The sequence below is a fragment of the Endozoicomonas sp. GU-1 genome (assembly GCF_027366395.1).
In the GTDB taxonomy this organism is placed as follows: domain Bacteria; phylum Pseudomonadota; class Gammaproteobacteria; order Pseudomonadales; family Endozoicomonadaceae; genus Endozoicomonas.
Window position 1 is genome coordinate 3,036,545 of record NZ_CP114771.1, and the last position, 13,811, is coordinate 3,050,355.

11 protein-coding genes and 2 pseudogenes are annotated in these 13,811 nt (G+C 48.3%); 3 read left to right on the forward strand and 10 right to left on the reverse strand.

The features are described 5' to 3' along the window. Positions 1-122: 122 nt before the first annotated feature. From O3276_RS12435 to O3276_RS12440, 3 genes and pseudogenes are all read right to left on the reverse strand, one after another. On the reverse strand, positions 123-815 hold the full coding sequence (locus O3276_RS12435; RefSeq protein WP_269675908.1) for a hypothetical protein: 693 nt from the start codon (positions 813-815) through the stop codon (positions 123-125). Positions 816-842: 27 nt separating this feature from the next. Next, positions 843-1,034, reverse strand: a pseudogene (locus O3276_RS25760) (RING finger domain-containing protein); the annotation flags it as partial. Positions 1,035-1,422: 388 nt separating this feature from the next. Further along, the gene (locus tag O3276_RS12440) at positions 1,423-2,007 is read right to left on the reverse strand and encodes a hypothetical protein (protein ID WP_269675909.1); all 585 of its coding nucleotides are present in this window, start codon (positions 2,005-2,007) and stop codon (positions 1,423-1,425) included. Positions 2,008-2,377: 370 nt separating this feature from the next. Here O3276_RS12440 and O3276_RS12445 point away from each other — a divergent pair, with 370 nt between their 5' ends. Next, positions 2,378-3,061: a BamJ family beta-barrel-assembly machinery protein gene (locus O3276_RS12445; protein ID WP_269675910.1), complete on the forward strand. Its 684-nt coding sequence runs from the start codon at positions 2,378-2,380 to the stop codon at positions 3,059-3,061. 64 nt (positions 3,062-3,125) lie between these two features. Here O3276_RS12445 and rsd read toward each other — a convergent pair whose 3' ends face one another. From rsd to O3276_RS12465, 4 genes and pseudogenes are all read right to left on the reverse strand, one after another. Further along, positions 3,126-3,596 carry a sigma D regulator gene (rsd, locus tag O3276_RS12450; RefSeq protein WP_101745275.1) on the reverse strand — a complete coding sequence of 157 codons (471 nt, stop codon included), beginning with the start codon at positions 3,594-3,596 and terminating at the stop codon, positions 3,126-3,128. Between the two features lie 461 nt (positions 3,597-4,057). Continuing rightward, positions 4,058-4,978 (reverse strand): hypothetical protein, encoded by a 921-nt coding sequence (locus tag O3276_RS12455; protein WP_332328261.1) that lies wholly within the window; start codon positions 4,976-4,978, stop codon positions 4,058-4,060. After that, complete coding sequence (locus O3276_RS12460; protein ID WP_269675911.1) at positions 4,915-5,634, reverse strand: glutamate--cysteine ligase family protein; 720 nt, start codon at positions 5,632-5,634, stop codon at positions 4,915-4,917. The genes O3276_RS12455 and O3276_RS12460 overlap by 64 nt, the downstream gene beginning before the upstream one ends. A 445-nt stretch (positions 5,635-6,079) precedes the next feature. Beyond that, positions 6,080-8,423 (reverse strand): annotated as a pseudogene (locus tag O3276_RS12465) (Tex family protein). A gap of 374 nt (positions 8,424-8,797) precedes the next feature. Between O3276_RS12465 and O3276_RS12470 the strand changes: the two are divergent. Together O3276_RS12470 and O3276_RS12475 are read left to right on the forward strand one after the other, a co-directional pair. Beyond that, positions 8,798-9,424, forward strand: a complete 627-nt coding sequence (locus tag O3276_RS12470; RefSeq protein ID WP_269671640.1) for a hypothetical protein — start codon at positions 8,798-8,800, stop codon at positions 9,422-9,424. A 39-nt stretch (positions 9,425-9,463) separates the two neighbouring features. Further along, entirely contained in the window at positions 9,464-10,783 is a 1,320-nt protein-coding gene (locus O3276_RS12475) for a WD40 repeat domain-containing protein (protein ID WP_269671641.1), read from the forward strand. A 124-nt stretch (positions 10,784-10,907) separates the two neighbouring features. Here O3276_RS12475 and pckA read toward each other — a convergent pair whose 3' ends face one another. The 3 genes from pckA to hslO all read right to left on the reverse strand — a co-directional run bounded on the left by pckA (position 10,908) and on the right by hslO (position 13,719). Further along, positions 10,908-12,521: a phosphoenolpyruvate carboxykinase (ATP) gene (gene pckA / locus O3276_RS12480; protein WP_269671642.1), complete on the reverse strand. Its 1,614-nt coding sequence runs from the start codon at positions 12,519-12,521 to the stop codon at positions 10,908-10,910. A gap of 327 nt (positions 12,522-12,848) precedes the next feature. Next, entirely contained in the window at positions 12,849-13,154 is a 306-nt protein-coding gene (locus tag O3276_RS12485; RefSeq protein ID WP_269671643.1) for an Hsp33 family molecular chaperone HslO, read from the reverse strand. Positions 13,155-13,167: 13 nt separating this feature from the next. After that, positions 13,168-13,719: an Hsp33 family molecular chaperone HslO gene (gene hslO / locus O3276_RS12490; RefSeq protein ID WP_269671644.1), complete on the reverse strand. Its 552-nt coding sequence runs from the start codon at positions 13,717-13,719 to the stop codon at positions 13,168-13,170. Between the last annotated feature and the right edge of the window lie 92 nt (positions 13,720-13,811).

Here is a 13,811-nt window from a genome sequence, read left to right on the forward strand (position 1 = left end):
ATCATCGAAGCAGCAAGGACTGGGTGACGGTATAAACCGCCAGCTCAGAGAAGGCAAAAAATTCTTTGAACAAAAAGCCAAATCTCAGTTCAATTTATCTATAGTAACTCCCAAGGAAAGGATTAATTAGTGCTTTCGTTCGTTTGATTCATGCCCAGCATCCTTGTTGCTACAGGGTTTACCGTTGCAACCGATTGCAATTGATTGACTCTCTGGTTTCTCTCCATGCGAGCCCTATTACGCTCCCTGCGGCGTTGCCTTTGGTGCTCGGCATAAGCAGGGTCATTCTGTTGGCGCTCCCGTTGGCGCTGCCTATACTCCCTTTCACGCTCCCTTTGGCGTTGCCTTTGGTGCTCGACATAAGCAGGGTCATTCTGGTGACGCTCCCTTAGGTGCCGCCTATACTCCCTTTCACGTTCCCTTTGGCGCTCTGCGTAAGCAGGGTCATTCTGGTAACGCTCCCTTTGACGCTGCCTATACTCCCTTTGACGTTCCCTTTCGCGCTCTGCGTAAGCGGCATCATTCCGATAACGTGCCCTTTGCAGCTCCCTTTTGCGTGCCCTTTCACGCTCGCCGTAAACAGGATCACTTTGGCGGCGCGCCGCCTGGTATGTACTTTGTTGCCTCCTCTGGAACTGTGCATAAGCAGGGTCATTTTGGTAGCGCTCCCTTGCGCGTTCCCTTTGTTGCTCCCTTACGTGATCTGCATAAGCAAGAGCATTCTGGTTGATATCCCGCCGGGGCACTGAGTCAGGCCTGCCCTGCCCATGCTCCCCTTGGCCCGTGGTAGCTGAATTGACTAATGCTTTTGCCAAACTCGATAAATCCGTTCTGCACAGTGGACAGGTAGTCCTATTTGCGAATTGTTTTTGTGCAATGAGAGAATTTTTAAGGCAATCAGTGTGAAAGGTGTGTTTACACACGCCAGTGATGAGAGTAGCCACATCTCTGCCGAAGGCCATAAGGCAGACAGAACATTTTTCTGCTTCCGAGCTGCTTGTCTGGATCGTGAAAGGGTTGATTCCATCAATCATGTTAATACCCTTTTGTTTTATTCTGTTCAGACTGTATTTGCAGATTTTAGTTCCCGATAATTATTTCAAGAAAATAGCGTGTATGAATGCTATTACCGTAACAGCTATCGATCAGACTCATTTTAAATCAGGGCAAAGATCCAAAACCTATCAGCCCAGGTACTTTCATCATGAGTCTTTGTCCCAGCCACAGTTTTGCGTTGGTTCCTGGTAACTGCTTTCACTGAGGTATCGGGTTTGAGAAAGATTAAATGACAACTGTCTTTCAATGCGGACAGGTAACTCAGAGGAATCGAATATCCGGGCTAAAGAGGAGAAAAGAGTGAATATACAAAAATAATAAGGGGGAATAGAATTCCCCCTTTAGAGCTTCGAGTTACCAACTATATTACTTTTTCTTAGCGGGGGACTTTTTTGCAGCTGCTTTTCTGGCTGGAGCCTTCCGCTTGGCAGCTACTTTTTTGGCTGCTGGCTTTTTCTTAGCGGCCACTTTCTTTTTAGCTACAGGCTTCTTCTTAGCCACAACTGCCTTTTTGGCTGCTGGCTTTTTCTTGGCAGCTACTTTCTTTTTAGTGGCAGGTTTCTTCTTTGTTACTACTTTCTTCTTGGCCGCTGGTTTCTTCTTAACAGCCACTTTTTTCTTGGTTACTGTCTTTTTCTTGGCTGCCGCCTTTTTGACGGTGGCGTTCTTCTCAGTAGTTTTCTTCTTTACCGCTACCTTTTTCTTGGCAGTGGCTTTTTTAGCAGTGCTTTTTTTAGCAGTGGCTTTCTTGGCACTGGCCTTGGCCTTTTTCAAGGCTTCTTTGGCTTTTTCCAGCTTTTTCTTCAGTGCGTCGATTTCTTTTTCCCACTTTTTCACCATGTCGACCTTTTTAACGGTCTTGCTGGCAGTGGTTTTTTTAGCAGGAGCTTTTTTAGCAGCAGCCTTCCTGACAGTGCTTTTTTTAGCTGCAGTCTTCCTTGTTGCAGGCATTGGGTCGTCCCTCGTTTTAATTTAACCAATCTACTAGTAGTTAGTACATCGTAATAAAAACTGAATAATTTATACCCAGTTTTAATTCCAACATAGAGTGCTTATTCGTCATCTGCAAATTTTTTTTTAGCTTTCTCTCTGTTTTTTTCTAATTAAATTCCATTTTCCTAAAACAGATAGATAGAAGAGGACGTTTATTTTTCATATTCATTATCTCGAAAAACACTTTAAATAAGGCACTTTTTCATTACACAACCCTCGTCCGGGGTTGCCAAAAAACCAATTTACTAAATGATAGGGCTCAGAGTTACCTGTACTGAAAAGACTGTGCCAAAACGCAGGATACAAATTTATCAGAAAGAGTGTAAATATGATCTTCAAAGCACTTGCCAGCGTTACCCTGTTCTCTTACTCACTGTGTTCATTTGCCGCTCTGGAAACAGACAGTGACAAATTAAGCTATAGCCTCGGAGTGTCTATGGCAGAGCAACTGAAACAATTTGATGGGATCAATGTTAACGCCGTTATCCAGGGGGTAGAGGATAATCTTGGCAACCAGATTTTACAGCTGTCACAGGATGAAGTCACCTACTTTATAGATTTAGCGCAGGTGCAAAAGAACAACCTTGAACAGGTTCAGTACCAGGCAGCAGCGCAAGAGAGCCTGGAAAAAAGCCAGCTTTTTATGACAGAAAACAGCAAAAAACCAGGCATTGTTGTGCTGGACAGTGGTTTGCAGTACCGGGTACTCACAAAAGGTACTGGCATCAAGCCATCCCTTACTGATCAGGTCACCGTTCACTATGAAGGCCGCCGGATAGACGGAACCCTTTTCGAAAGCTCATACACTCGAAACCAACCTGCCACTTTCCAGTTAAACCGGGTTATCGCGGGCTGGACAGAAGGAATACAGAAAATGCCTGAAGGTTCTACCTGGGAGCTTTTTATTCCCTCGACTCTGGCCTACGGCTCCAGCGGTATTCCCGGAATCATCGGACCTAATGAGGCAATTATTTTCAAGGTAGAACTCAGGGATGTGAACAAAAGCAGTTAACAATGAAATGAGGACAAAACGACTGTATGGTCTAAATACAGTTTGTCCTCATCTGATCTGAACATCATGATCCCGTGAGCCTTTCCCGGTGGGATTCATGCAGAGTTTCTATCATTTTATCTTCAAGACTGAAACGTTCTGCCAGCGTTTCACCTAATTCCGATACAGCGCCCTGGAGTTTCTGCAGCGAGCTGATTGATTCACAACTGTCATTAAATTTCAAACATCTTGAGGTATTCTCTTCAAGCTTTGGCAGCACCGTATGAGCCAGCTCAACGCCCCCATCATTAAATTCCCGGGCTTCCTGAATCAACTGCTCGTAAACCTCAAAGTGACCAGCTGACGCATAATCCACCAGAATCTGGCACAGTTCCTTTAATTTACTGACTACCGGACGCTTGTCATCATCAAATTGATCCATTCCATTGATGGAGCAGTAAAGGACGATCAGCTCCTGACGCTCGTTGAGCCAGCGATCAATAATTTCTGATACACCTCCCCAACGTTCTTTAGCCGTTTGGCAACCCTCCAGCATGATAGACAGTTCCTCTTTAACAATTAGATCTCTTCTGCGTGAATGGGGACCTCGTAAGCGCCTTTGTCAGGCAGCTCAGATGCTAGGTTATGACAGTGAATTTTTTGCGGCAAGCGTTTATTTTTCAAAACACAACACAATTTAAATTGCAAGTTTTGCAGGAACGTTATGAATACAATGGTTTCAGGGAGTTTTCATGGTAGTCCAACAACTTTTTCAACTAAAAAAAAACCATTTAATTAAAAAAAATTATTTTAATTACCAGATTCTGATACTAGTTCAGATACTGCTGGCCGCATCCTGATTTCATCCAGATAAAAGCAACTTTCCAAAGTCTGATTTAAAGATGGAGCCGGGTACTGTCTATTAATTTCTACCACCCTCACTGCCACGCTCTCATCTCAGACATTCGCCAGAGAGTCCTTTCTACCGGCGACTGACTAAAGGCAATGGTTCAGGAACTATTCTGCCGCCTGATATTCCTGCAGGAATGTATCAAAGTCACGGCTATCATTGTTTTCTGTTGCCAGCTGATCAGCAACAGAGCGCTGGGCTAGCTGTTCAAAGTAGGCTATTCGTTCATCGCTCAGATCATGCTCAGAGAAGCGTTTGGAGTGCTTTTCCGATAAAGACATCATCAACTCAAGATAACCGGAATCTCCAGCTTCAAGGGCATTAAGCACCTGCGCAGAAGGGGTTAAAGCGGCATCTTTCAGTTTTTCTCTTTGCGCACACAGGCTCTCAACAAACGTTGATGATTCGTTTGCCTGGTCAAGAATCTCAGCAATGGGAGACATGTCATCCAGCAGCTGTAGCCCCCAGCTCTGGAGCAGAACAGGCTGCCCTTGCTGTCTTAACTCGACACCCGGGCGGCGGCCTTCTGTAACCGCTGTTTTGAAATTATTGCTGACCTCATCACACTCATCGGCATGAATAGGATTGCTGTTCTGCAACGAACAGTAGACCAGGAAAACATCCAGAAAATGGGCATCCTGCTCACTCAGTCCCATTGGTTCAAAGGGGTTGATATCAAGGCAACGAACCTCAACATATTCAACGCCTTCGTTGCGCAGGGCGGTCACTGGTTTTTCACCGGAACGGGCAATCCGCTTTGGGCGAATGGTGCTGTAATACTCATTCTCTATCTGCAACAGGTTGGTATTCAGTTGCAGGTATTTGCCGTCTTGCTTCAGACCAATGGCTTCATAGGGAGGGTATGGTGTGCGAATGGCGCTGGAAAGGCTGTCCACATACTCTTCCAGTGTGTTGTAACAAATATTCAGGGAAGACTGGGCGTGATTGCTGTACCCCATATCGCTCATACGTAACGACGTCGCATAAGGAAGAAAAAGCGAGTCTTTATCCAGCGCCTGCAGCCTGATTGAACCCCGCCATCGGCAAAAAAACTTCGGCTAACAGCCGGAGAGGCCCCAAACAGGTACATTAGCAGCCACGAGTAACGCAGAAAATTCCGGATCAGGGAAAAATAACCCGCTGACCTGAAGTCCTGAGCGCTGATCTCCTCTTGTCCGGAGGACTGCTGTAACAGGGCCCAGAACTCTTCTGGCATAGAGAAGTTATAGTGAATACCGGCAATGGTTTGCATTGGCTTGCCATAGCGATGCCAGAGCCCTTCACGATAAATACTTTTCATTACCCCGATATTGGAACTCCCATACTGCGCGATAGGAATACTGCCATCCCCTTCCAGCAGCGGCGGCATACTGCCGGCCCAAAGGAACTCTGCTGCCATACTCTGGCAGGTATACTGGTGCAGCTGCTCAAGAAAGGAGAGCGTATCGCTGATGCGGCTGTGCACCGGCGTTATGAACTCAAGCAGTGCTTCAGAATAGTCAGTGGTGATATAAGGGTGGGTTAATGCACGCCCCAGTTTCTCAGGATGATTTTTCCGGGAAAGACGAGCATCTGAGGTAACCCTGAGACTTTCACGCTCAATACCATGGCAGATGCCATGAAGAACCGAATGGTTAGCACTGGACTGGAAAAGCTCCAGACGATCCTGATACTCAGTAGCCAAGGTACAGATCCAATAATAATTATCTATAACATTCGTTCAGAGAGATGATTCCTATTGGCAACACGGGTACCCGCGACCACGACACCATGAACGAACTCTCATAAGTACTCAGCTTCAAACCGGGCAAGACAACCTGAATGAGCCTGATAAAATAGTAATCAGCTTAGCAGCTGACCACCGCCTGAGGTTGTCGCAAAAGACAGATCAACGGCATTTCCGGAACAACGAAGGTTAATCATTCCTGGCATATTACGTTTTGGTCCAGGAGCCTGTGCTTGTGCGACAGCCTCGTCCTGTCGTCCATATAATACCAGCCTGAATTGTCTAAATCCCCTAAAAAAAAACCAGACAAAGGCTTGTCTGGCTTTTTTCGTTGGCAGGCAAACATCGCCGTTAACAGTGTCTTTGCAGACACTGTCAAAACCGGCTTTTTCTCTGAGTTTGTTTACTTGCGAAGTTGTTTCGCATTGGCAAACAAGTCGGCAAAAGTACCACCTGAATCCTGCTTTTTACCACGATTTCCGGACTGACCGGCTTTCTGTGGCTTGCTGCGAGCTGCAGGCTTTTCGGTTCTGGCTTGCCGTGGTTGCTGGCGAGCTTCAGCACGCTCTTCGGCCTTATCCGACATCCGCAAGGAAAGCCCGATACGCTTACGTGCAACGTCCACTTCCATGACTTTGACCTTAACGATATCGCCGGCTTTTACCACTTCGCGGGGATCTTTAACGAAGTTTTCAGACAATGCGGAGATATGCACCAGACCATCCTGATGGACGCCAACATCCACAAACGCACCAAAGTTTGTCACGTTGGTGACCACGCCTTCCAGTTCCATATTCAGCTTCAGATCGCGGATATCTTCAATGCCATCCTTGAATTCGGCGGCTTTGAAATCCGGACGCGGGTCACGACCGGGCTTATCCAGCTCACTGATGATGTCGGTAACGGTGGGCAGACCAAAGGTTTCGTCGGTAAAGTCCGCCGCATTCAGGCCCTTTAAGAAAGCCGAGTCCCCGATCAGGGCTCGCACATCCCGGCTTGACTGGTTGGCAATCTTCTCTACCACCGGATACGCCTCGGGGTGAACGGCAGAACTGTCCAGAGGGTTATCACCATTCATTACTCTCAGGAAGCCTGCGGCCTGCTCGAAGGTTTTAGCACCAAAACGGGCCACCTTTTGCAGATCCTTACGACTTCTGAAGGCACCATTTTCATTGCGATAGGCAACGATGTTGTCAGCCAGAGTGCGATTAAGGCCCGATACGCGTGCCAGCAGGGCGCTGGAAGCGGTATTAAGATCAACACCTACTGCGTTTACACAGTCCTCAACCACCGCTTCCAGAGAGCGGGACAGATTGATCTGGCTGACATCGTGCTGGTACTGGCCCACCCCGATGGATTTCGGCTCAATCTTCACCAGTTCGGCCAGAGGGTCCTGTAAACGACGGGCGATGGATACGGCACCACGGATAGAAACATCCAGGTCCGGGAATTCACGGGCGGCCAGTTCAGATGCAGAGTACACGGACGCACCGGCTTCGCTGACCACAATTTTGGTCAGGCCCAGTTTTGGATAGCTGCGCATCAGTTCAGCAGCCAGGCGGTCCGTTTCACGGGATGCCGTGCCATTACCGATACTGACCAGCTCAACCTGATGAGTCAGACAGAGGGTGGCCAGAGTGCCAAGAGCTTCCTTCCATTTCTTCTGGGGAGCATGGGGATAAATAGTCGTATGCTCGACCAATTTACCCGTACCATCCACCACGGCAACCTTCACACCGGTTCTCAAACCGGGATCCAGACCCAGGGTTGGCCTGAGGCCAGCAGGCGCTGCCAGCAGCAAGTCTTTCAAGTTCTTGGCAAAAACCTTGATGGCTTCATCTTCAGAGTTTTCGCGGATGCGAGTCATTAACTCGGTTTCCAACTGAGACAGCAGCTTAACCCGCCAGGTCCAGCGCACCACATCCTTCAACCAGTCATCCGCCGCCCGACCTTTATGCTCAACTTTCCAGAAGTCAGCCACCAGCTTTTCACAGGGATGGGTTTCACGTCGGTCTTCCGGCTCTTTGGCGAGGCGGATGTTAGCCTGCAATACCCCTTCATTTCGTCCACGGAAGATGGCCAGCGCCCGATGGGACGGAGCAGTTTTCAGTGGCTCATCGTGTTCAAAGTAATCCCGGAACTTGGCACCTTCCTCTTCTTTACCCTCAACGCCACGACTGCTCAGGATACCTTCATTCCAGAGCAGCTCACGCAACTGACCCCAGCAGCTCGGCATCCTCGCTGAAACGTTCCATCAGGATATAACGGGCACCTTCCAGAGCCGCCTTGATATCCTCTACGCCCTTATCTGCGTCAACAAACGCCGCTGCTTCCACCTCAGGCTCTTTTTCCGGGGTATCGAACAGCAGATCGGCCAGAGGCTCCAGACCCGCCTCACGGGCAATCTGAGCCTTGGTACGGCGTTTGGGCTTGTAGGGAAGGTAAAGGTCTTCAAGACGGGTTTTGGTCTCTGCAGAGCGGATATCTTTTTCCAGTTCAGGCGTCAGCTTATCCTGTTCGGTAATGCTCTTCAGAATGGCTTCACGGCGCTCTTCCAGCTCTCGCAGATAACGAAGACGTTCTTCCAGCGTTCTCAGCTGAGTATCGTCCAGACCTCCGGTGACCTCTTTTCGATAACGGGCAATGAAAGGCACCGTAGAGCCATCATCAAGCAGCTGTACAGCACTGGTGACCTGTTCAGGTCTGGCACCCAACTCTTCAGCTATACGCTGGGAGATACTCTGCATAAAACACACTCATCATGGGAATCAAAACAATAGGACAGTTTCCAGAAAATGCTCAGAAACAGCACCATTTCAGCATCCAGCCGGTAATCAATGTCTATCTTTACCTGAAAAATTCAAGCCATAAAGACACGCTAATGACCAGAGAAAACCCGGAATTATAACGAAACTGAACCATTTGTATGCAAACAAACATTCACAGTACCGGAAAATGGCTATGGCAGGAACTTTTTCCCTGTTTACTGATCTACAGCTCAAATACTGATGACTCAGACAGGCAGCAGCATGACGAGTCATATTCCCGAGTCAAATATCCATTGGATGCTACTGATCAATGGTCCTGTAAATTCACTTTGCGGCAATATACCGGAGTTATTATGGAACCATCAGCACAGAGTCACTTCAGCGGTTCGCCTGGTAACGCCACCACAAGGAATTTGGCAGAAGACCAACAGGCGTTAATTAACGGTCTGGAGCCAGTATCCAGGTTAGTGGCTAAATTTAACAAAAGTATTTCCGAAGTCCCTGCATCCAAACAGACTCAATCGCTCAAACGGTTGAAACTGGATTTACCACCCGGATGGGTAGCCATCACAGATACAGATATTGGTGATCGTAAACCGAACATTGTCAGGCTGATTTTTTCCACCAGTTATGTTTCGCCAGACGCCAGTGTGGCCGATGCATCGCAACCCCATGAACAGCCCCATACCGGGATGATACCGGGCGATAGTCGTATTGAGCCTGGCTCTGTTACCCCCCGGAAGAGTGACATTTTTCAATGCCGGACAAATCGCCTTGAATTCAAACTGAAGGCCAGCTTTGGTTGTTATATTCAGGAGGTCAGTATCAGCCCAACGGGTAAGAATCTGTTAATCACTGGTTGCGACAGCTTAAGAGATTACAGTCTGAGAACCTGGCGACAAGATCCGGATGGCAACTGGTCGAAGAACGGGAAGATCGAGGGTTCCCAAAAGATTTTTGGTCAGCTAAACCCGTCATAAGATACGCTTCTGAGCCTCTGTGACGATGGCGATGTCAAAGTGAGCACGCTGAATAATGATGGCTGTTGGGAGGAGGTAGCGGCACTTGCACACAACCCACTTGAAAAAAACCATCCGCCAGTGACTGCAAGTTTCAGCCCGTTGCATGATAAAATTGTGACCTTCGACCCAAGGAATCTCAAGATCAACGTACTGCGTCTGGACAGTAACGGCCGGTGGACCCGACAACGCCAGCCATTAGAGATCATTTGCGCCATGCAAACTGAGCTTAATAAACCGCCCTTCAAGATCACGAACAATTATTTACTGACCCTCAATAACAACAGATCAGCGACCATCTGGGGCTTTAACGATGAGAACAACTGTCTTAAGGTGAAAACGGTCATGCATAGCCACGTGAAACTCAAAGCTGCCCTCCTGAGCAGTGATGAGCAGCATGCACTGACCAGAGACATAGCCAAAAACGTTATAATCTCCGGTTATGACAATAACGGTGACTGGGTAGATAAAAAAACGATTCCGGGTTGCAATTATGTCGACTTCAGCCCCTCCGGATGTAAATTACTGGCCTATCTCAATCGTGGTGCTTTTATACTCTGTAACTGCAACCGTAATGATGACACTTTGGATAAAGGCCAGTTCTTCAGGCACATCGGCAGTGACAAAGCCATCTTCAGCCCCTTCGAGAATTTTCTCCTGAGCTACGGCAAGCAAACCAGTGACGTTTGCATTTGGGGTGATGACGGGGAAGGTAACCTGATTAACAAAGCATGGATACGTCATCAGGGAGCCATCGACAACGCTGCCTTCAACCATCAGGAGGACAGTGTACTGACCAGCAGCCTTAATGATAACACGGTGAAAATCCAGAGCCTCGACAGCCAGGGCCAATGGCAGGAACAGCTGGTGGTTCAACTTAAAGGCAGAGTCGATGACAGCCGGTTTTCACTCTCAGGGCGTATGGCCTGTGCCCTTCACTTTACCACAGGCTCTGAATCCTACATCCTTTGGCGCAATGACGATGGCAAGTGGATCAAACATGCTGTAACCATCCCTGATGGCTATGGCCTCAGAGGTGCCGAATTTAATGGGACAGATAACCGCTTTCTGACCTATGGCAGCAAAGACATTCAGCAGGATCATCACAAGCCGGGTTTTGTGCAACTCTGGTGCAAGGGTGATGATGGTGAATGGATAGATGAAGAACTGATAATCCTGGATCATCGCGTTAGAGGGGCCAAATTTAGCCCCGATGGTGATTATTTAATAATTCACTGCGCCAATGATCTAACGTGTCTCATACCGAAAGGATCCACTGCGCTGCTCTGGAAGATTCCTGCCAGAGAGAGACAATCTTAAACAGCCCTGAAGATGAAAATATCACTGGGTATATCAGCCGGGGAGACCGGGAGGCTATCCGAGAATAGACTCCCAGCCCCGTCCTCCCCACAGAACTGTTTTCCGATTACATCCTGGAAACGAATCAGCCCAGTGATGGACCGGCAGCCAACAGCGCCTTACCTTCTTCGTTATCGGTAAACTTAACAAAGTTAGTGATAAAGCGATCCGCCAGGTCGTGTGCCTTACGCTCCCATTCTGCCGGGTCCTCATAGGTGTCCTGAGGGTTCAGAATACTGCCATCAACGCCAGCAACACTTTGCGGTACATGCAATCCGAAGAAAGGCAGCGTTTTGGTTTCGGCCTTATCGATAGAGCCATCCAGAATGGCGTCAATGATCGCCCGGGTTGCCTTGATGGAGATGCGTTTACCAGTACCATTCCATCCCGTATTTACCAGGTAAGCAGTCGCGCCGTGAGCTTCCATCTTCTTAACCAGCTCTTCGGCATACCTGGTTGGGTGCAGTGACAAGAAGGCAGCACCGAAGCAAGAGGAGAACGTCGGTGTTGGTTCCGTGATACCACGCTCAGTGCCCGCCAGTTTCGCGGTAAAACCGGAGAGGAAGTGGTACTTGGTCTGCTCAGGGGTCAGACGGGAGACCGGCGGTAAAACACCAAAAGCATCGGCAGTCAGGAAGATCACTTTTTTGGCGTGTCCAGCCTTGGAAACCGGCTTAACAATGTTATCGATATGATACAGCGGATAGGAAACCCGGGTATTCTCGGTTTTCGAGCCATCATCAAAGTCAATGTTACCCTGGGCATCAACGCTCACGTTTTCCAGCAACGCATCACGACGAATGGCGTGGAAAATCTCAGGCTCATTTTCTTCTCTCAGGTTAATGGTCTTGGCATAACAGCCACCTTCAAAGTTGAACACGCCATCATCATCCCAGCCGTGCTCATCATCACCGATCAAGGCACGCTTGGGATCGGCAGAGAGAGTGGTTTTCCCGGTTCCGGACAGGCCAAAGAAAATGGCAGTATCACCCTGCTCACCCACATTGGCAGAACAGTGCATGGACGCTATACCCCTGAGCGGCAGAAGGTAGTTCATAATGGAGAACATCCCTTTCTTCATTTCACCGCCATACCAGGTACCACCAATCACCTGAATCCGCTCCGTCAGGTTGAATGCCACAAAGTTTTCCGAGTTGAGACCGTGCTCCTGCCATTTCGGGTTGGTGCATTTGGCACCGTTCATGACAATAAAGTCCGGTTCAAAGTCCTTCAGCTCATCTTCGCCGGGTCGGATAAACATGTTCTTGACGAAGTGTGCCTGCCATGCCACTTCGGTCACAAAGCGCACGCTCAGGCGTGTTTCAGGATTCGCGCCACAGAAACCGTCAATAATGAACAGACGTTTGCCGGACAGTTGATTGGTTACCAGTGATTTAAGATCTGCCCAGACTTCTTCAGTAATTGCCTTGTTATCATTTTTACCCTGGTCTGACCACCAGATGGTATCCCGGGTTGTATCGTCTTTGACGATGTATTTGTCCTTCGGAGAACGGCCAGTGAAGATACCGGTATCCACCGACACTGCCCCCATTTCAGTAACCACCCCCTGTTCATAGCCTTCCAGCTCCGGACGGGTCTCCTCTTCAAACAGCGTTTCATAAGAGGGGTTGTAAACCACATCAAGGACATCCTTGATTCCGACAGCAGCCAGAGCTTCCTTTACGTTTACATGGGCCATGCAAAGTTCTCCTGAGGCAATATGCTCAACTTAACGTTTTGTGTTGTTAGATTATGGTAATTCTTGTGGCGTGCTATGATAGGGTATTGGATCTATTATTGAAATATAACTCTGGAATTACAGGTTATAGACTCCCTCATCACGCCTCTTGGTTAATTGAGTCTGGTAAAAACGTTAAACCTTTGTCGGCTAAGCAGTATTGCCCCGGGTCAAATTTATCATCAGTGACTGGAAGAAAATATAGACGAGCAATGTCGTATTTTTTCTGACTGGTCAGAAATTCAATGGAATTCCTGACCGGATCGGAAGGAGAGTAATCAGAAAGCTTCAGTGAAGTTGTGGTTTTTCGTTAAAGATTGAATCGATGTCATCTTTACCAAAGACATATTGGTGATTGCAGAACTGGCAGTCCATCGCCACCTGACCTTCTTCTTCAATAATTGACTCAATTTCTTTGCGATCCAGAGTGCTGATGATTTTTGCACTTCTTTCCTGGGAACAGGTGCAGACGAAACGAACAGGCTCCTTGTCAAAAATACGGACAGTTTCTTCATGAAACAGTCTGACCAGCAGTGTTTCATGATCCAGCTCCAGCAGCTCAGCATCTTGCGTGGTTTCAGCAAGAGCCGTCATGCGCTTCCAGGATTCAGCGCGAAATGTCCTCGGAAAGCTCGACACTGGCAGGCAGAGCCTGCAACAGAAAACCGCCACAGGTTTGGCCATCACAGGCCAGCCACAGGCGGGTCTGCAACTGTACAGATTGCGTAAAATAGTCTTCAAGACTGGCTGACAGCGTTTCCTTTTCCAGGGGAACAATGCCCTGGTAACGCTTACCTTTGACCGGGTCCACGGTAATCAACAGGCTTGCCTTGCCCAGAAGCTCCTGAAGCGTTCCCTCAGAAAGATCATCCTTGAATTGCGCCACCGCTCTGAATGACCGCTGGTCGGTACATTCCACCATAAGCAAAGTTAATGGCCCGTCACCCCTGGCCTGAAGGGTAAGCAGCCCCTCAAATTTCAGTGTTGTGCTCAACAGAAGGGCAGAGGCCACCAACTCCCCCAGCAGGCGTCTGACCATCTCGGGATAATTATGGGCAGCCAGGGCATCAACATAACTGTGGTTAAGGGAAACAATTTCACCGCGAATATCGGTATTTTCAAAGATAAAGCGTTGTACTGCGTTATCAGTTCTGCTCATGAGCAACATTCCGTTTCGGGCTTATCAGAAAACTGACGACAGCATAATAAGATGTTAACCAACTACTTAACTACCGACCAAGTACAGGCAAG

What these genes read in the sequence shown, in the direction of transcription:
- rsd (WP_101745275.1), bottom strand. Translation starts at nt 3,596, where the DNA reads ATGCTGGAGGGTTGCCAAACGGCTAAAGAACGTTGGGGAGGTGTATCA.
- O3276_RS12485 (WP_269671643.1), bottom strand. Translation starts at nt 13,154, where the DNA reads ATGACGGCTCTTGCTGAAACCACGCAAGATGCTGAGCTGCTGGAGCTG.
- O3276_RS12440 (WP_269675909.1), bottom strand. Translation starts at nt 2,007, where the DNA reads ATGCCTGCAACAAGGAAGACTGCAGCTAAAAAAAGCACTGTCAGGAAG.
- O3276_RS12445 (WP_269675910.1), top strand. Translation starts at nt 2,378, where the DNA reads ATGATCTTCAAAGCACTTGCCAGCGTTACCCTGTTCTCTTACTCACTG.
- pckA (WP_269671642.1), bottom strand. Translation starts at nt 12,521, where the DNA reads ATGGCCCATGTAAACGTAAAGGAAGCTCTGGCTGCTGTCGGAATCAAG.
- O3276_RS12470 (WP_269671640.1), top strand. Translation starts at nt 8,798, where the DNA reads ATGGAACCATCAGCACAGAGTCACTTCAGCGGTTCGCCTGGTAACGCC.
- hslO (WP_269671644.1), bottom strand. Translation starts at nt 13,719, where the DNA reads ATGAGCAGAACTGATAACGCAGTACAACGCTTTATCTTTGAAAATACC.